At 47.8% G+C, this 18,280-nt stretch carries 19 protein-coding genes and 1 tRNA gene; 12 read left to right on the top strand and 8 right to left on the bottom strand.

The features are described from left to right. Positions 1–71 precede the first annotated feature (71 nt). Positions 72–212, top strand: a tRNA-Tyr gene (locus tag HA494_01575). Positions 213–216: 4 nt separating this feature from the next. Here HA494_01575 and HA494_01570 read toward each other — a convergent pair. Further along, complete coding sequence (locus HA494_01570) at positions 217–1,071, bottom strand: MBL fold metallo-hydrolase (GenBank protein ID NHV96469.1); 855 nt, start codon at positions 1,069–1,071, stop codon at positions 217–219. A gap of 112 nt (positions 1,072–1,183) precedes the next feature. Between HA494_01570 and moaC the strand changes: the two genes are divergently transcribed. From moaC to thiL, 3 genes are read left to right on the top strand one after another with little or no spacing between them, the layout of a single operon-like run. Further along, positions 1,184–1,615 (top strand): cyclic pyranopterin monophosphate synthase MoaC, encoded by a 432-nt coding sequence (moaC, locus tag HA494_01565; GenBank protein NHV96468.1) that lies wholly within the window; start codon positions 1,184–1,186, stop codon positions 1,613–1,615. After that, positions 1,612–2,136 carry a MogA/MoaB family molybdenum cofactor biosynthesis protein gene (locus HA494_01560; protein ID NHV96467.1) on the top strand — a complete coding sequence of 175 codons (525 nt, stop codon included), beginning with the start codon at positions 1,612–1,614 and terminating at the stop codon, positions 2,134–2,136. Before moaC ends, HA494_01560 begins: the two co-directional genes overlap by 4 nt. A gap of 3 nt (positions 2,137–2,139) precedes the next feature. Continuing rightward, the gene (gene thiL, locus HA494_01555) at positions 2,140–3,120 is read left to right on the top strand and encodes a thiamine-phosphate kinase (protein NHV96466.1); all 981 of its coding nucleotides are present in this window, start codon (positions 2,140–2,142) and stop codon (positions 3,118–3,120) included. A 56-nt stretch (positions 3,121–3,176) separates the two neighbouring features. Here the strand turns inward: thiL and HA494_01550 are convergent, their stop codons facing one another. After that, the gene (locus HA494_01550; protein NHV96465.1) at positions 3,177–3,434 is read right to left on the bottom strand and encodes a TRAM domain-containing protein; all 258 of its coding nucleotides are present in this window, start codon (positions 3,432–3,434) and stop codon (positions 3,177–3,179) included. Between the two features lie 76 nt (positions 3,435–3,510). On the opposite strand from HA494_01550, the gene HA494_01545 reads away from it, so the two are divergent. Continuing rightward, positions 3,511–4,347, top strand: a complete 837-nt coding sequence (locus tag HA494_01545; protein ID NHV96464.1) for a tRNA (adenine-N1)-methyltransferase — start codon at positions 3,511–3,513, stop codon at positions 4,345–4,347. Then, positions 4,334–4,909, top strand: coding sequence for a hypothetical protein (locus HA494_01540; protein ID NHV96463.1), 576 nt, complete (start codon positions 4,334–4,336; stop codon positions 4,907–4,909). Before HA494_01545 ends, HA494_01540 begins: the two co-directional genes overlap by 14 nt. Here the strand turns inward: HA494_01540 and HA494_01535 are convergent. Genes HA494_01535 through HA494_01525 form a run of 3 tightly spaced genes read right to left on the bottom strand, consistent with a single transcriptional unit; the run spans position 4,906 to position 8,078 of the window. Continuing rightward, entirely contained in the window at positions 4,906–6,165 is a 1,260-nt protein-coding gene (locus tag HA494_01535; protein ID NHV96462.1) for a DNA helicase UvrD, read from the bottom strand. The genes HA494_01540 and HA494_01535 overlap by 4 nt on opposite strands. 54 nt (positions 6,166–6,219) lie before the next feature. Further along, positions 6,220–7,665, bottom strand: a complete 1,446-nt coding sequence (locus HA494_01530; protein ID NHV96461.1) for a proline--tRNA ligase — start codon at positions 7,663–7,665, stop codon at positions 6,220–6,222. A gap of 20 nt (positions 7,666–7,685) precedes the next feature. Further along, positions 7,686–8,078: a hypothetical protein gene (locus HA494_01525; GenBank protein ID NHV96460.1), complete on the bottom strand. Its 393-nt coding sequence runs from the start codon at positions 8,076–8,078 to the stop codon at positions 7,686–7,688. A gap of 176 nt (positions 8,079–8,254) precedes the next feature. On the opposite strand from HA494_01525, the gene HA494_01520 reads away from it, so the two are divergent. The 4 genes from HA494_01520 to pheA are packed head-to-tail and all read left to right on the top strand — an operon-like array spanning position 8,255 to position 13,180. Further along, positions 8,255–10,768: a DNA-directed DNA polymerase I gene (locus HA494_01520; protein ID NHV96459.1), complete on the top strand. Its 2,514-nt coding sequence runs from the start codon at positions 8,255–8,257 to the stop codon at positions 10,766–10,768. Between the two features lie 51 nt (positions 10,769–10,819). Continuing rightward, the gene (locus HA494_01515) at positions 10,820–11,383 is read left to right on the top strand and encodes an exosome complex RNA-binding protein Csl4 (GenBank protein NHV96458.1); all 564 of its coding nucleotides are present in this window, start codon (positions 10,820–10,822) and stop codon (positions 11,381–11,383) included. A gap of 53 nt (positions 11,384–11,436) precedes the next feature. Beyond that, on the top strand, positions 11,437–12,357 hold the full coding sequence (locus HA494_01510; GenBank protein NHV96457.1) for a branched-chain amino acid transaminase: 921 nt from the start codon (positions 11,437–11,439) through the stop codon (positions 12,355–12,357). Then, positions 12,329–13,180 (top strand): prephenate dehydratase, encoded by an 852-nt coding sequence (gene pheA, locus HA494_01505; GenBank protein NHV96456.1) that lies wholly within the window; start codon positions 12,329–12,331, stop codon positions 13,178–13,180. Before HA494_01510 ends, pheA begins: the two co-directional genes overlap by 29 nt. A gap of 26 nt (positions 13,181–13,206) precedes the next feature. Here pheA and HA494_01500 read toward each other — a convergent pair whose 3' ends face one another. Continuing rightward, positions 13,207–14,604 carry an aspartate kinase gene (locus HA494_01500; GenBank protein ID NHV96455.1) on the bottom strand — a complete coding sequence of 466 codons (1,398 nt, stop codon included), beginning with the start codon at positions 14,602–14,604 and terminating at the stop codon, positions 13,207–13,209. Then, a complete protein-coding gene (locus tag HA494_01495; GenBank protein ID NHV96454.1) occupies positions 14,601–15,623 on the bottom strand; it encodes a homoserine dehydrogenase in 1,023 nt (340 codons plus the stop codon). The genes HA494_01500 and HA494_01495 overlap by 4 nt, the downstream gene beginning before the upstream one ends. A gap of 91 nt (positions 15,624–15,714) precedes the next feature. Here HA494_01495 and HA494_01490 point away from each other — a divergent pair, with 91 nt between their 5' ends. Continuing rightward, positions 15,715–16,647 carry a homoserine kinase gene (locus HA494_01490; GenBank protein ID NHV96453.1) on the top strand — a complete coding sequence of 311 codons (933 nt, stop codon included), beginning with the start codon at positions 15,715–15,717 and terminating at the stop codon, positions 16,645–16,647. Next, a complete protein-coding gene (locus tag HA494_01485) occupies positions 16,644–17,909 on the top strand; it encodes a threonine synthase (GenBank protein ID NHV96452.1) in 1,266 nt (421 codons plus the stop codon). The genes HA494_01490 and HA494_01485 overlap by 4 nt, the downstream gene beginning before the upstream one ends. A gap of 124 nt (positions 17,910–18,033) precedes the next feature. Here HA494_01485 and HA494_01480 read toward each other — a convergent pair. Next, the coding region (locus HA494_01480) for a hypothetical protein (protein NHV96451.1) at positions 18,034–18,280 on the bottom strand (247 nt) is incomplete at its 5' end.

Here is an 18,280-nt window from a genome sequence, read left to right as displayed (position 1 = left end):
TAAAGCAGAAATAAGATGAAGGATCCTTAGCGTAAAGCTTAAAGTTGAGCGGCTATCAGCTCAAAAATAGGCCCGCGGTAGCTCAGCTTGGTAGAGCTTCCGACCCGCTCGATGGCGGGGGAGACGCTGTAGTGGCTTGCCAAGGCAAGCCTCGCCAGCCTACCAAGCTTACAGATACCGGAGTGTCGCAGGTTCAAATCCTGCCCGCGGGATCATTTATATCTTGAGATAGGAGCCTGTGGTAAGTGGTTTGCATCTATCTCCTAATGCTTTCATTAGGCTGCAGGTTGCGTTTAGACCTGTGCAATGGCAGGGTGCTACAAATTTGGGGTTGATTTGAATTAGCTCTTCTGTGGTGCGTTTTATTCGCTCTTCATCCGCTCTTACAAGGTGGAAACCCCCGGCTACTGCATAGATCTCTTTGGTTTCCATTAGCTTCTGCGCTTGCCGTATAGTGTTTATTACGCCTGAGTGGGCACAACCTAAAATCACCACAACACCCTTACCCTCTACCTTAGCTACGAGCGCTTGATCATCTAATAATGGATCTCTAGTGAATTGACCTTCTTTAATCGTGAATAGGGCGTCTATTTTCTCAAAGGGTGTGGTACGCTCGATCTCCCCGCTGGTCAAGACGTTTTCAGATAAAGTAACCGAGGACTTTGCGCAGAGCAATATACCGCCAGCCGCTTCCACCTCGGATGGTTTGAAGGGTATGCCTATATGTGTTAGGTGTGGCTCAGCCTTCAGCTTCGGCTCAAAAGCGGCTGGATGCACAACAACAGGGACACGCCTGCCTATACGCTTTAGCGCTGCAAGAAGGGCTGAGGTGTGGTCATAGTGTCCGTGGCTGATGGAGACGAGATCGACCTCCTTTAGATCGATCTTCATCGCTTCAATATTATGGAGAAAGGCTTCCTCAGAAGGCCCGGTATCGAATAAGATCGTGAGCGTTGAGCCGCCTAAATCTATCTTAACTAGTAGACTTAAACCGTGCTGAGCCCACAAACTGGGTCTATCTATTGTTGCGGTATTCTCAATTATGGCTGTGATCTCTAAACCCTTAACCAAACTCTCTGTTGAGTGTCGGTATGGGTAAGATAAATCTTTTGAAGAAAGGTAGCGACAGAGATAAATCAACCTCTGATGCGATAGTTGGTAGTGTGGGTAGTTGGCTGTCAAGATGGTTGATATCCACGCAAAAGAGGCGGTTTACCGCGAAGCTGTGGCTGAGGGTAAGATTGTTCTTAGACCTGAAACTGTAGCGTTGATACGGGCTGGTAAGGTTGAGAAGGGTGATCCTGTGCAGATCGCTACCCTAGCTGGCATACAAGCATCTAAGCTGACACCCCTCCTTATGCCCCTCTGCCACCCACTGAAGATCGAGAGCACCGATGTTAAAGTGGAGGTAGAGGACTGGGGGCTAAAGGTCTCTGCTAAAGTCGCCGCTACAGACAAGACGGGTGTTGAGATGGAGGCGCTGACCGCTGTTGCTGCGGCGCTGCTCAACATCTGGGATGTGGTTAAGATGTATGAGAAGGACAAAGACGGGCAGTACCCTTACACGGCTATAAAAGAGATCAGAGTGGTAAGTAAGGTGAAGAAGAAGGTTTGAAGCCGCACGAAGAGCACAGAAGTAAAGGTAAGAAGAATGTGACAATCTCGATAATAACGGTCAGCACATCGCGATACGAAAAGATGAAGAAGAATCTACCGTTTGAAGATGAATCGGCAGATACGGCTGCGAAAATAATAGAGGAAGCGGGATTCACCATAAGAAACAGAAAGGTTGTTGATGACCATAGGGGTTTGATAAGGCTTGAGGTGTTGAAGAGCGTCTATGAAGATGGAAGCGACGTAGTCATACTTACAGGCGGGACTGGGCTCTCAAGCAGAGATGTTACAGTAGAAGCGGTCAGACCGCTTTTGGATAAGGAGTTAGAGGGGTTCTCAGAAATCTTCAGATCAGAGAGCTTCAAAGAGGTTGGATCAGCGGCTTACCTAAGCAGAGCGTTAGCTGGTAGTTTAGATGGTAGATTGGTATTTTGCTTACCCGGCTCCCCAGAAGCTGTTAGGCTGGGGCTTAAACTGATCCTTCCAGAGATCCCTCACGCCCTCTACATAGCGGGAACCTAGGCTTTGGTTGAGAAAGCGGATGAAATCAGTATCATAAACACATTCTTAGAGGTACTTGGGCAGCCTAAGCTAGGTTACTCAAGAATAGGTGATGACGTAGCACACCTACCTTACAGCGGAGGCAAGGTTGTCGTAAAGTGTGATATGCTTGTGGGTGAAACCGATGTGCCTCAGGGGATGACGTATAGGGAGACTGCTCGCAAAGCCTTCGTAAGCGTTGTTAGTGACTTCGCAGCAAAAGGGGTTAAACCAGACGCAGCATTAGTCAGCCTAGGAATACCTCCAACCTTGACGCTTGAAGATGTTAGAGAGCTCGCTCTTGGTGTGAAGGATGCTAGAGACGAGTTCGGCTTCCAGTTTCTAGGCGGGGATACAAACGAAGCCAAAGATCTCGTGATAGACTGCGTAATGATAGGCTACGCGGAGCACGTCGTGGAGAGGGGAGGCGCGAAAGTAGGGGACGCGGTAGTTGTAACAGGAGACTTCGGATACACAGGCGCAGGCCTATACGTACTCTCAAGATACGGCAGAGTTGGTAGTGGTTTCGCTGGAAGAGCGGTCTCAGCCGTCTTAAAGCCGAAACCGCCGCTTGAGCTGGGGTTAGCGCTTGCTGAGAAGAAGCTTATGTCCTCAAGCATTGACTCAAGCGACGGCTTAGCAATATCACTCTACACCTTGGCTGAGGCGAGCTCGCTTAAGATAGTCGTCCACGAGATTCCAGCCGCGCCTGGGCTGATCGAATTCTGCGAAGAGCATGGCTTGAATCTGGAGGATATTGTCTTCTATTCGGGTGAGGAGTATGAGATCGTATTCACAACGCCGAAAGAGAGGTTGGATGAGGTGCAGCAGTTAGCTAGAGCCCTAGGCAGAGGTGTGAGGGTGATAGGTGAGGTTCAAGAAGGGGAAGCAGCGGTAGAATACGTAAACTCGAGTGGGAAGAAGGCTCTGGAAAGAAGGGGCTGGATACACCTAGCAAACCGCTAAAGAGTGAAAAATAGGAAGAGGTGGGTCGGCTACTGGTAGCCGACTAGAGGGCATCTTCAGATGACTTGGGCTACTGCGTAGTTCGGGCGGATCTGCGTGATTCTTATCTTTACCGTATCCCCTTGCTTTGTGTTGGGTATGAATATTACGTAGCCCTCGATCCTTATAAGCCCGTCTCCTCTTCTACTGACCTCTGAGACAGTGACTTCGAGTTCGTCTCCCACTTTAACCGGCTTTGGTTTAAAGAAGATCTTCGGTATTCTCTGCCTTCTCCTTTCACGCTCGCCTTCAGGATGCTCTACGTCTTCTGACATACCTTATTACGTCCTTTCTTCGAGCCAATAGATGGGGGTAAAGGATATTTAAAGTTAAATGCGGTAAGTAGGTGCGATGGGGGAAGTGATCAACGAAGGCGACGATGTGCTACTATATCTTGGTGGAGAAAAACGCTGGCTAATAAAGGTCAAAGCAGATAAAAGGATACACACACACGCAGGCTACATAGAAGGCTCTAACCTAATAGGTAAGAGGTATGGTGAACCCGTTAAATCCAGCCTAGGAAGAACCTTCTGGCTCCTCAAACCTACAATCGAAGACTACGTGCTTAAATGCGAAAGAAGAACTCAAGTCGTATACCCTAAGGATATGGGGCTGATAGTCGCCAAGACCGGGTTAACTTCAGGCTCCAAAGTAGTAGAGGCGGGCACAGGAAGCGGAGCTCTCACAATGTTCTTAGCGAACATCGTCAAACCAAACGGGCATGTATATTCGATGGAGGTGAGGGAAGAATTTCTGGACGTGGCGCGGAGGAACCTCAAGAGGAGTGGGCTTTTAGATTATGTAACGCTAATAGCAGGGGATGCTTCTCAAGGCTTTGGTGTAACAGATGCTGACGTAGCGGTTCTTGACGTAGGCGATCCGTGGAGGCTGGTAGATGCCGCTTGGAGGGCTCTTAAAGGCTCGGGGAGACTTGTCTCCATATCCCCAACATTCAATCAAGTCGAGAAGACACACGAGGCTCTGCTTAACGCCGGGTTTGTCGACATAGAATGCATAGAGGTGCTGGTTAGGAGCATGCAGGTAAAGACAGGCGCTACCCGACCGGCCACAAGAATGATCGGCCATACAGCCTACCTAACCTTCGCGCGGAAAACCCTCGGCGATGAGAAAACATTAAAGGAAGGGGCTTCGGGGCAGATGGATGGGGTGTTTGATGAAGAAGGATAGCGTCGAAGACGCCGCCTTTATCCTCTACATCATCCCAATACTACTCAACGGAGTCTACGGGCTCTGGAACTGGGTTGCTGGAGGCGCAGATTTAGCGGCGCTCCAGCAAGTATACACACAACTGACAAGAGAGCCTGTAATCTTCTTAGTAGGTTTGGTCGCCGTTTGCGTAGCGGTGGTCTTAGACGCTAGATATCTAAGCCCTATTGACGTTATAGATAGGCGTGTTACAAGATTAGCGGTCTTCTGCTTCATAACAGCTCTGATAATCGCCCTACTCTCCACAGGGTTTAACTTAAGCAGCGGATTAATATTATTCCTGCAAGGAAGATATGCGCTTATCTTCCCAGCGCTGCTGATGGTGCTCACCCTCCTTTTTAGAGTTAGAGGCATGCGCTCAACTTCTTCAAGAAGTTTGAGGCGTGGGCTATCCCTTCTCTTGCTCCTAGTTTCGCCGCTAACTCTCTATCTGCTTTGGAGGATTGGTGTTGTGTGGTACGCTGTGTTCGCAGTACCTCTCATCCTAGTAATCGCCTCACTAGTATTATTGATAAGAAGTTAAGACCAGTCATCCAGAGTCCCCTTCGCAACCCTCTTTCCCTCAAGGTCTGGGAAGCTTATCTCACCATAAACCCCGTCGAAACCGGGTTTAATCCTAACCCTATTCTCCCTAACCGCTTTTATTGCTGATGCAACTTCAGGTCCGACTAACCTACTGATCTTGGAATACGGTGCGTTAAAGGCTGCGTTAAATTCGCTACCGAAAGCTTCTATAAGCGTATTGTACTTGCTCTGAACAGTTTTCGTAAAGGTGGATGTGCCTAAAACACTACCTATGATTTCACCGAGAGGAAGCATGTATTTGAAGTCTGGTGCGTTCTGCGGTCTGTAGCCTAGTGGTCTATCAGCCAATTCCTCTACCCTCTGCTCTACACCTAGTGTCATCTTCTTACCGCATTTTGGGCAAATGCAGTTCACTTTCAACGCTTCTTGGGGCGACATAGATACATTGCACAGTCTATGCCCAGTCCAGTGATACTTGCCGTACTGCGGATATGTTTCAATCGTATACTTCAGCCTACTCTTACCGCTCCTCCTTATGGCGCTTATCACCTCGCCATAGTTCAACTCCGTCAATTCAAACACATTAGCCTCTCTACCGAGCCTATGTGGGAGAGGTGAATGAGAGTCGCTGTTTGAAACAAGTAGATATTTGTCGAGGTGGCTGAGGCGCCAGTTCATAAGCGGGTCGCTCGATAACCCGGTCTCGAGTGCGTGAATCTCGCAAGCCTTGTCTTGGTAGCATTCTTCCACAAGGTTAAAGCCGCTTACAGAGCCGAAGAGGCTCCACCAAGGCGTCCAGATGTGCGCCGGGATGACTTCTATCTGCTTTGAGAGCGAAGTGGTTATGTCGAGGAGCTCGGCTGCATCCATGTTGAAAGTGGGGCGACCGTCTTGCGAAATGTTCCCTTTATTCTTAAGAAGATCGGCTAGCTGCTTCCCTTCATCCAAAGAGGGTAGCAGTATTAGGTGATGTATCCTCCTACTCTTACCCTCGTATTCGAAGACTGTAGCAACCTCCACCGTAACCATAAACCTTGGGCCATCTGCTACCCTTTTACTCACATAAAGCCCATTACCCTCTGGCAGCAGCTCATCCTCTAACTCTTGAAGCCATTTAGGGTGCAGAGCATCGCCTGTGCCTATCAGATTCAGCCCCTTTATCTTACCGTAGTATGCTATGGCGCTTATCTTCATATCCTCACTTGTTGCTGCGCTGTACCTAGAATGGATGTGTAAATCAGCGACTACCTCCATCAGCTATCTCTGCTAACCTCTTACATATCAACTCTTCCTTTTAACGAAGACTGCTTAATAGGCTCTTGCGAAATAAGCTGTGATCTTTGCTTCTCTACCACAATAAACGCATTTCTTAAGCGAAGGATCTGCCTCAAAGGGCACAACTCTTATGTCGGCGCCCGTCTCCTCTTTGATCGTAACTTCACACTTTTGATCTCCGCACCAGCCCGTTTTTATGAAGCCACCCTTGGAGGCTAAGATCCGCTTAAACTCTTCATAAGATTCTGCGGTTGAGCATAGTTCTCTAAACATAGCTTCAGATCTCTTCTTAAGCCTACTTTGTAAAGCATCAAGCAGCTCTCTAGCCTTCTCAACAACAGCGCCCTCCTCAACAATAACCCTTTCACCCGTATCTCTTAGGGCGAAAGTAACTGTACGGTTTTCAAGGTCTCTGGGGCCGATCTCCAGCCTAAGTGGTACACCCTTGAGCTCCCAATCGTTAAACTTCCAACCTGGTGTATACTCTTCCCTATCATCGCAATAGGCTCTTAGGCCGTTTTCTGTGAGAAGGTTGGTCAGAGCCTTTGCCTTAGAAGCGAGTTTCTCATTAGGCTTATCTTTATAGAAGATGGGTACGACAACTACCTGTATGGGTGCGATCTTTGGAGGAAGTATCAGACCTTTATCGTCCCCGTGCACCATTATGACCGCACCTATGAGCCTCCAGGACACACCCCAAGATGTCTGCCACACAAAGTGCTCCTGCTTATCTTGACCCAGATACTTTATTTCGAAGACTTTAGAGAAGTTCTGCCCTAGGTTGTGTGAGGTCCCCATCTGTAACGCTTTGCCGTCTGGCATAATGGCTTCTAATGTAGTTGTATAGAGGGCGCCAACGAACTTCTCACGCTCCGTCTTACAACCAGCTACAGCTGGGATGGCGAGATACTCTTCGATGAACCACTTATAGAGGTTGAGGATTGTAAGGACCAGTTTATCGGCTTCTTCTTTTGTTGCGTGCGCCGTATGCCCTTCTTGCCAAAGGAATTCGGATGTCCTTATGAAGGGTTTTGTGGACTTGATTTCAGCCCTCATAACCGAGTTCCAGAAGTTTAGAAGTAGGGGTAGATCTCTCCAGCTTCTGATCCATTTCGAATAGGAACTGTAGGCGATCGTCTCCGAGGTCGGTCTAACAGCAAGCCTCTCATTCAACTTATTATCGCCAGCCTCGGTCACCCAGAAGACTTCAGGGACAAAGCCCTTGAAGTGCTCCGCTTCACGCTTCAGTATGCTCTCCGGTATCAACGCTGGGAAGTACGCGTTCTTGACACCAAGCTTCTTGAATTCGCGGTCCAAGACGCTTTGAATGATCTCCCAGATCTGGTAGCCGTAGGGTCGGAGCACCATGAAACCTTTGGCTGAGGCGTAGTCGGCGAGTTCAGCCTTTAAGACAACTTGATTATACCATTCTGAAAAGTCTTCAGATTTCTTTACGGTTATGCCGATCTCTTTACTCAACTTTCCACACCCTAGGCTGATTACTCTAGTTTATCGGTGAGGGAAGTCGGTTTATGAAACGCTCTTAAAACGATAATTAGGTAAATCGCAGCTGCAACAACATAACCTACTAGCGTAATAAGAGCTTGTGCTAGAAGCCCCACCTCTATAAGCAGGAAGGAGGCATAGGCCATGTAGGCGAAGAGTACTAGATTGTATAAGCTTGTTGCGGTGTAGAAGCTCCAACCATAGCCTGAGCTTAAACCTTTTACCATAAGCACTCCGGCCGCTAGTGAGAGCAAGCCTACGCCTATGGTGTGTATGCTACTTTCTGAGGTTAGTGAGGCTACGATCCAGAATGCCCCTGTTATGAAGAAGACTAGGGCTGTTAGTGGTATGTGTCTGATCTTCTTGTCAGCCTTCATCGCAGGCACGATCCATCGAAGAATCTGTAAGCGATTTAACCTTTTCTGACAACAGGGCAACCTATTATTATTTTCGGGTTTGCTGCTTCATCGAGCTAGGCGATTAGAATATATCTTGCTGCAGCAGAGTAGGTGGGTGGCTGTGGGTTGTATTGGGGAGCGTAGGAGTAAATCTATCTGACAGGATTAGGGAACTTACCGCACATTCAGCGTCAATACCGCAATCCATCCTTATTTCAGCTACCTACGATGGTGAGAAGAAGAAGGCTGTGCTAAAATTCTATGATGAGAAGACTGGCAGAATATACTTCTGGTACGACACAACCGGGCACAAACCCTATTGTTACAGTAGACTAAGCCCTTCTGAGCTGAAGGTGCTTGAAGGTAGAAATGATATCGTTGAGCTTAAAGTTGAGAAGAAGATCGATCTTCTAAGAGATGCTGAAGTGGACGTCACTAAGATAGTAGCAACCGACCCCCTTGCTATAGGAGGACCCAGTAAATCGAGTATACGTGACGTCATAGAGGCTTGGGAGGCTGACATAAAGTACTATGAGAACTATTTGTATGATAACAACCTTGTTTGTGGAGCATATTACACAGTAGTTGATGGTTCTATAAAGCCGGTGAACTACGAGCCTCCGGATTCGGTAAAAAGTAGGCTGCAAAATATCCTAGATGAAGCAGACCCAGAGCTAAGAAGATATATCGAGGAGTGGGCTGCTCTCTTGAGCCAACCTACACCACACTTAAGGCGGATAGCCTTAGATATAGAGGTTCTGGCATCTGAGGCCAATCGCATACCAAACCCTGAGGAAGCAACGCAACCCATTATTGCAGCAGCCCTGGTTGGTGATGATGGGTTAAAGAAGGTGCTTGTGCTAAAGCGCAACAACGAAAACGCCGCCGCACCACTTATAGGCGAGGGTGTGAGCTTTAAACTCTGTGAAAATGAAGGCGAACTAGTAAGAGAAGTTTTTTCAACGATCCTTGAATACCCCATTCTAATAACATTTAACGGCGATCAGTTTGATCTAAATTACCTCTATCACAGAGCGTTGAGGCTAGGCTTCGCTAAAGACGAAGTACCCATCTCGCTGGGTAGGGATGTTGCATACATCAAGCACGGCGTCCATATAGATCTCTATAAAACGTTCAACAACAGATCTCTGCAAGTCTACGCCTTCGGGGGCAAGTATGTTGAGCATACGCTTAGTGCTGTCGCCGAAGCTCTGCTGGAAGAGAGTAAGATAGAGTTTGAGGGCGAGATAGGTGATTTATCCCTTGATGAGCTAGCAAGATACTGCTACAATGATGCCCACCTAGCTATGAAGCTCACAATGTTTCGAGGCGAACTTCTGTGTAAGCTGCTGATCGTGCTCTGTAGAATCGCCAAGATGCCTCTTGACGATGTGTCTAGGCTGGGTGTTTCAAACTGGATCAGGAGTATGCTCTACTTTGAGCATAGAAGGAGGAATATCCTTATCCCTAAGCAGAGGGAACTTGAGGAGAAGGGCAGCGCAGCTACCACAGCGATCATCAAAGGTAAGAAGTATAGAGGTGGGGTAGTAATCGAGCCCAAGGCTGGCGTCTATTTTGAAGTCAGTGTACTTGACTTCGCAAGCCTATATCCTAGTATAATCAAAGTATACAACCTATCTTATGAGACCGTTAGATGTGTGCACGAGGAGTGCAAAAGCAACCTCGTGCCCGAAACCAACCACTGGACCTGTAAAAAGAGAAGGGGCATCACATCACTTCTCATAGGTTCCCTCAGGGACCTAAGAGTCGGCTACTATAAGCACCTTGCTAAAGAGAAGACCCTTTCTGAAGACGATAGAGAGCTGTACAACATCGTATCACAGGCGCTTAAGGTCATCTTGAACGCAAGCTATGGTGTAATGGGTGCTGAAATCTTCCCACTCTACTGCCTACCCGTGGCTGAAGCTACTGCTGCATTAGGTAGGTATGTTATTACGAGGACTATAGAGAAGAGTAGAGAGCTTGGGATAGAGGTCATCTACGGAGATACCGATTCACTCTTCCTCAGAAGCCCCAACCCAGAGCAACTGGAAGCGATAAAGAAGTGGGCTGAGACCGAACTCAACATAGAACTCGAGCTCGACAAGACCTACAGATATGTGGCATTCAGCCAACGGAAAAAGAATTATATGGGCGTGCTACCTGATGGAAAGGTCGATGTTAAAGGCCTTACAGGGAAGAAGAGCCATATACCAAACTTCATAAAACAAGCCTTCTACGACTCATTAAAGATACTCAGCGAGGTTAAGACAAAAGACGACTTTGACAAAGCCAAGGAGAGCATAAGACAGCTCCTAAGACAAAGGTACCTAGATCTAAAGAATAGAAGGGTACCGCTCGACGATCTAGCCTTCCACGTTATGATAGGAAAAGCACCCGATAAATACACCGAAACTACACCCCAACACGTAAGGGCGGCGAAGCTACTTATGGCTAAGGGGAAAGAGGTTAAAGCTGGTGAGATAATTTCTTATGTCAAGACGGTAACGCCACCTGGCGTAAAACCGATCTCTCTTGCTACACCCGAGGAGATAGATGCTGACAAGTACCTTGAGCAGCTTAAGAGCACATTTGACCAGATACTGGACGCTCTTGGCTACGAGTTTAACGAGATTTTGGGTGTGACGAAGCTAGAAGAGTATTTCTGGGGAGGGTGACCACCACTTCTGATACTCAGAAGCGTTATATGGTAGCAGGAGGTGAGGGGGGTGGAGATAAAGAGTAGCTTGACTGTACCCGGAGACAGGCTTGCTGTGATAGAGGAGTTTGAAGCTGGTGAAGGCACGTATGTGGACGATGGTGTGATAAGAGCTAGCACCCTAGGTGTCGTTCATAAAGATGTCGTGAATAAGCAGATAATGGTTAAGAGAGAGAAAGTTAACCGACTCCCGAAGGTCGGTGACATTATAATAGGGCAAGTTGAGTCAGCCCAGCCGTCTGAAGTAGATATTAGAATCTATTTCATAAACGATTCACCCTCCCAAAAAGGGTTTATCGGAATGCTGCTCTTACGTGAGGATGAGAGCAAAGTAAGTAGAGGGAACAAGATCCCTTGTAAAGTCGGTGATCTAGTTAGGGCGAAGGTAGCAGCTAACGTTGATATGATAATACTCTTGACCCTATCTTGCCTCAAGTGCGGAGTCATATATGCTCTTTGCAGCCTCTGCGGAGGACAGCTAGTTAAGATGAACATGAGGCTAAAATGTGTAGAATGCGGTAACATAGAGCACCGTGTCATCGCCCCAGATTATGGTAAGGTGAGATTACCTTAGATTAGGTAGGTTTTATTAATCTCTAGGTGGATGGGGTTTAAGGTTAGCTGGGTATGAGCATCGTAAATAACCCGCCAACCTACGTTTGGTTCAATGGCGCTGTCAAACGGTGGGATGAAGTAAAGCTACCTATACTTACACACGCTCTACATTACGGCACAGCCATCTTTGAGGGGATTAGGGCTTACCCTTCTGCTGACAACTTGAATATCTTTAGGCTTAGAGATCATCTGGATAGGCTCCTCTACTCTGCTAAGATCTACTATTTTGATTTGAAGTATAATGTAGATGAGCTTACAAGAGGCGTAGTAGAGGTTATTAGAGCCAATGGGTTCAAAGGCAGAACATACATACGCCCAATCGTGTTTGTTGGGTTTGGTGGTATAGGCTTAGACTTCACAGGCTTCCCAATAGAGGTTGCTATTGTAGCGGTTCCATTCGACAAATACTTCCATAAATCTGCGGTTAAAGTAAAGGTTTCTACTTGGAGAAGGATATCGAATGAAGCCAACCCACCTTTAGCTAAGGCTTCAGGTAACTACCTTAACTCAGCATTAGCTAAGCAAGAGGCTATCAGAGACGGCTATGATGAGGCGATCTTACTAGATCACAGAGGATATGTAGCAGAGGGGTCGGGTGAAAACATCTTTATCGTAAAGGATGATGTCGTATATACACCACCTACCTCTTCAAGCATCCTAATAGGCATAACAAGAGATACCGTAATGAAACTACTTATAGATCGGGGTTACAAAGTTGTTGAGAGAGACATTGATCGAAGCGAACTCTACATATGCGATGAAGCATTCTTCTGCGGCACAGCAGCCGAAGTAACACCAATCATCGAAATCGACCGAAGATGTGTTGGAAACGGCGAAATAGGACCTATAACAAGACAGGTCCGCGAAGCGTACTTAGATGTAGTAGAGGGTAGAAATAAGAAGTATGCCCATTGGCTCACACCAGTCTACTAAACTAATAGTGGCCTTTCAGGGAGAGAGAGGCGCCTATAGTGAAGAAGCTGCGCTATCCTACTTCGGCTCAAAGATAGAATTCTTACCTTGTAAGACATTAAGGACAGTCTTTCAAGCAGTAGAGAGTGATAAGGCAACGGTCGGTATGGTACCTGTGGAGAACTCACTAGAGGGTGCAGTCTCAGAAACCTATGATCTCCTCTTATCGAGCAGCTTGATCGTATCTGGGGAATACAATCTTAGAGTGAGACACTGCCTCATAGCCAACCCGGGTGTAAGGGTAGAGGACATAAAGCGGGTTTATTCGCATCCGCAAGCACTTGCTCAGTGCAGAAGATTTCTAGAAACACTCGGCGCTGAGACCATACCATATTATGATACGGCTGGAAGCGCTTATATGATAAAGCGCGCGAGGCTAATGGATGCTGCAGCTGTAGCGAGTAAGAGGGCTGCGGAGATCTACGACCTCCAGATACTTGCTGAGTCCATAGAGGACAGCCCTAATAACTACACTAGGTTCTTTGTTGTAGGCAAGTTCGAACGTGAACCTACTGGTAAAGACAAGACTTCAATAGTCTTCTCAACGAGACACGTGCCTGGGGCGCTCTATGCTGCGCTCGGGGTGTTCGCTAGAAGGGGTATAAACTTGACTAGGATAGAATCGAGACCGACGAAGCAGACTCCTTGGGAATATAACTTTTACGTTGACTTTGAAGGGCACAGGTTAGATGTAAATGTGCAGGAGGCGTTAGATGAGCTGAAGGCTCACACACTTTACATAAAGATTTTAGGCTCTTATCCCAAAGCAGAGCAGCAAACCTGATCAAAATATAAATCGTGAGTGCTCTTCTAGTTACCTAAGCCGAGCTCATCGTGAATAGCCTGCAAAGCCTTAACAGAATCCCGCTCCTTCACCACGAAGGATATGCTAAGTTCAGACGAACCTTGAGCGATCATTCTTACATTTATACCGTGCTTTGCTACAGCACCAAAGATCTTAGCAGCAACGCCCGGTGTGCCTTGCATCCCTGCGCCTACAGCGGCTATCACAGATATATCGTCTTCAGACTGAACCTCCGACACCACTCCTTTACCGAGTAACGCAAGCTCTAACGCTGTGACTGCTTTATGCAACAGGTTGCGTTTCACAACAACGCTTAGGTTTGACTCAGAGATGCTCTGCGAGATCATCAGAATGTTGACGCCGCTTTTAGCTAGTACGTCAAATATCTTTGCTGCTGTGCCTAGTTTGCCGACCATCCCTGCTCCGCTGACTGTGATTAGACCAACATCTCTGACCAAAGCAAGTGCCTTAACCACCTCGCCTGCCTTTAGTTGGGTAGTTGAAGTTATAAGCGTGCCCGGTTTCTCATCAGCGAATGTATTCTTTACTCTAACTGGTATGCCTTCTTCAGCCACTGGTTCTATGGCTCTTGGGTGTATCGCCTTCGCCCCGAGCGCTGTCATCTCAAGCGCTTCTGCATAAGAGATTTGGGGAACGGTCTTAGCGTTTGGTATAAGCTTTGGGTCGGCGGTCATTATGCCGTCTACATCACTCCATAGCCAGACTTCATCTGCCTTCACAGCCGCTGCGATGAGCGTGGCTGTGAGGTCTGAGCCGCCTCTACCTAAAGTGGTTATTTCACCGTTCTGCGTTGCGCCTATGAAGCCCGTTACGACGGGAACAACCTTCTGTTCAAGAAGTGGGTTGAGCCTACTTCTGATTCTAGACTTCGATGCCTCAAAAAGGGGGGTTGCTTCACCAAAGGCTTCGTCTGTAATTACACCAGCCTCCCCGCCTTGGAGACGCACACATTCAATGCCGACAGCTTTGAGAACGTGCTCAAAGAGGATGCTTGACAGCCGTTCACCATAAGAGAGAACTAGGTCCCTTGTTCTCGGCGTTACTTCTTTAAGTAGAGCTGAGGCGGTCAAGACCTTTTCAAGCTCCGTTAGAAGCTTACTTACCTCTCTTCGAGCAGCTTCTCTTACCTCACCATTTGCTAAAACGGACGTAGCCTCGAGATGCTGTGTCTGTAATGCTTCTAGCCGTTTAGCGAGCTCTTCTCCACCCCCATTCTTAGCTAACTCTGTCAGCTCAATCAGCTTATCTGTCACATCGTCCATAGCTGAGACTACAACGATTATGTCGTGGTCTTGCTTGTACCGTTTAACGATGTTACAGCATCTTAAGATTCGGTTACCATCGGCTAGAGAGGAACCTCCGAACTTCATCACGATCCTCAATCATACCACCTCTGCGCCAAACGTTGTTTAACCTCCAACAGATCCCTAAGGATCGCACTTGCTGTCTCCATGCCACCAGCGCCCTTGCCTATTATTATTTCGTCTCCAGCATACTGTGACACAAATCTCACAGCATTTAAGGTGCCGGATATGCAAAGAGGGTCGTTTTGATCTATTAGCCTAGGCTTCACATCAATCCCGTCTGCTACTCTGCCCACTAGCTTTATGCTCTTACCCTTCTTCTTAGCCTCCTCTATATCCCTCTTTGTCACATCCGTTATCCCCTCTACACTTACATCTCTGAGCGTAACCTCTTTACCCATAAGCCAGTTTGCGATGATTACGGTCTTACACGCAGTATCCCAACCCTCAACATCAAGCGTTGGATCAGCTTCAGCATAACCAAGCCGCTGAGCCTCCTTTAGTGCCTCCTCAAAACTCTTTCCCTCCCTCTCCATTGATGTTAGTATGTAATTTGTTGTGCCATTCAGTATCCCTTCTACCATAACAAGCTTATCTGAAGCTAGACACCTCTTACCGAAGTCTAGAATGGGTGTGCCACCTCCTACCGTGCCGCTGAAGAGTAGAGCAACGTTATTGTATCTGGCCAATTCAATAAGCTCTGGTAGTGCGAGAGCTAATGGACCTTTGTTCGTGGTTATGACGTTACGCTTATGTTTGAGGGCCATCTCGATATGGGATAAACCGGGTTGGGCTGTCCTTATATTGGTCGGTGTGGTCTCGATTACCACATCAACGTCTATTGTTGGGATGAGGTCTATCGCTGAGGCATCTCTTATACCGTGTCTTGATGCTGCTACCGTGCCTACTCTTCTCTTAGCATCCAAGACTTCAGTTAAGTTGAGTTCTGGGCTTGCTACAGACGCCCCACCTTTGTCAACTATTGCCACTATCCTTGGGTTTAGACCATGACTCCTTACAAGATCTCGCCTCCGCTCGAGTATGAGCTTGGCGAAGCTCTGACCCACCACACCAAAGCCTATGAGTAGTATACGCATCTTAACAGCACCTTCTTCAACAGATCCTATTATGCTTTAGGCAAAGCTAAATAATACTAACTCACAAGCCTAAGATGATATCAGCTTGGGTATGGACAGCGTAACTGTGAGAGCGCCGGCATCAAGCGCAAACCTAGGGCCTGGATTTGATATCTTCGGTGTAGCGTTAAGTGAACCATTTGATGTTGTGAGAGTTAGAAGAGTGGGCGAAGCCGGGTTAAAGGTAACCGTAAGAGGCGAATTTAGTGAAGGGGTATCTGATAGGTTGGAGGAGAACACTGCTGGACTGGCTGCGAAGACCTTACTAACAGAGCTAAACATTCGAGAAGGTGTGGAGATCGAAGTTGAGAAGGGTATAAAGCCCGGGATGGGGTTGGGCAGTAGCGCAGCATCAGCTGTAGCAACTATCTACGCATTAAACATCCTCTTCAACCTAAACCTCAGCAAAGAAGATATGATCAGATTCTCGGCGCAAGGTGAAAAGGCTTCCGCTGGGGCTGCTCACGCTGATAATGTTTCAGCATCCCTCTTAGGCGGCTTTGTGTTGGTCAAGCCGCACATCTATGAGGCTATATCTATAGAGCCTCCGCCTAATCTTGTGTTCTGCGTCGCTATGCCTGACATCAAGCCTCCGCCTAAAAAGACTGGGGTTGCTAGAAGCATCTTACCTCGTTACGTGAGTCTAAGCAAGATTGTGCATAACACCTCTATGGCTTGCTGGATGGTGGCGTCTCTCTTGAAAGGTGATGTGTCGGGGTTCGGTAGCGCTATGCAAGACATAATTGTGGAGCCGAGGAGGGCTAAGATGATACCAGGCTACTCTGAGGTTAAGAGGCTTGCTTTGGAAGCCGGCGCTGTTGGCGTTGTGATAAGCGGTGCTGGTCCGACGATGCTGGCGGTTGTGGATAGAAGTAAGAGTGAGCCAGAGGCTGTGGCTGATGCGATGCGCAGAGGTTTTGAGGCAGCTGGTTTAGCTTCACGTTGCTTTGTTACAAAACCTGGCAAAGGTGCATCAACCATTTGAGCACGTTCCGCTTTTCCTGCATAGAATGCGGCGCATCCTTCCCCTTAAGTGAAAACATTTATAGCTGCCCTAGGTGCAGGGATCTACTTCAAATAGAAGTACCTATCGACGAATTGAAGGAGAAGGTTGATTTCAATGGCTTAAGGAGACTGCCTTTATCGGTCTGGAGGTATGCGCCTCTACTACCCATAATACGCCAGACGAAGATCATTACATTACACGAAGGCGGGACAGGGCTTCATCACTGCCAAAGACTAGGCTCTCTTCTAGGCCTAGAACACCTCTATGTGAAGAATGAGGGCGAGAACCCAACCGGCTCGTTCAAGGACCGTGGGATGACCGTTGGCATAACAAGGGCGTTAGAAGTTGGTGCTAGGAGTGTGATCTGCGCATCCACAGGTAACACGGCAGCATCCCTAGCTGCATACAGCGCTAAAGCCGGGTTAGAGAGGATCGTTCTAATACCCTCTGGTAAGATAGCATACGGCAAACTGGCTCAAGCGATAGTTTATGGCGCGAGGATAGTGCAGATCAAGGGTAACTTTGACGAGGCTCTTAAAATCGTCTTTGAAATCTGCAGCAGAAACAGGGAGGTATACCTTCTTAACTCAGTCAACCCCTTTCGCATCGAAGGGCAGAAGACTCTTGCCTACGAGGTCTGCGACCAGCTGAACAAACAACCAGACTACTTTATCATACCAGTAGGGAACGCAGGTAACATCAGCGCAGCGTGGAAGGGCTTCACAGAATACTACGAGCTCGGTCAAATAGAGGCTAAGCCGAAGATGGTAGGTGTGCAAGCAGAGGGCGCAGCACCAATAGCAGAAGCTGTAGCGAAAAAGCGCTTCACAATAGAACCCGTTAAAAAGCCTGAGACTATAGCTACAGCAATAAGGATAGGTATGCCTGTCAGCTGGAAGAAGGCTCTACGTGCCATCTACGAGTCAGAAGGCACAGCCCTAACGGTTAGCGACGAAGAAATCCTCGAAGCACAGAGCTTACTGGCTCGCTTAGAAGGCCTTTTCGTGGAACCTGCGAGCGCGGCACCAATCGCAGCACTAAAGAAGCTTAAGGAAAAAGACTACCTTTCAAGAGATGATGTTGTGGTCTGTGTCGCAACTGGGCACGGGCTTAAGGATCCAGATGTTGTAAGTAGGCTCTATGAGAAGCCTATCGAATTAGAGGCCGATGTTAGCAGCATAGAGCGGTTTCTTGGTCTCGCCAAAAAAGAGATGGCTGTCGACTTTCCTAAACCCGCTTAAGCCAATATAGTGGATAGAGAATGGGCGATGCTTAGATTTTGCTGCTGCGCTACTTAGTGTGGGTGAAAGTTGTAGTTGTGGGGACTCCCTACACTCTCTTGGCGTGAACACTGTTTCTCAATATTTACCTTTTGAGCGCTGTGAAGAAGAGTGTTGGAGGCTGCGGTAGGGCGTAGTCGACTTCGGCTAAAGCGAGCTTAGCCCAAGCGGATTTCTCCACATCTACATCGAATAGAAGTTTAAAGTAGAGCCAGGTGAAGTCATCTGTCACCTCGTATAGGTTTGAGTCGCCTAAAACGATCAGTTTCCCTCCGCTCTTAGAGGTGTAGGCTGCCATAACCACGCCTGAGGAGCCCGGTATGTTGACGGTG

The organism is Nitrososphaerota archaeon, assembly GCA_011605775.1.
In the GTDB taxonomy this organism is placed as follows: Archaea; Thermoproteota; Nitrososphaeria; order Nitrososphaerales; family JAAOZN01; genus JAAOZN01.
This window is presented reverse-complemented; position numbering and strand designations above follow the sequence as displayed.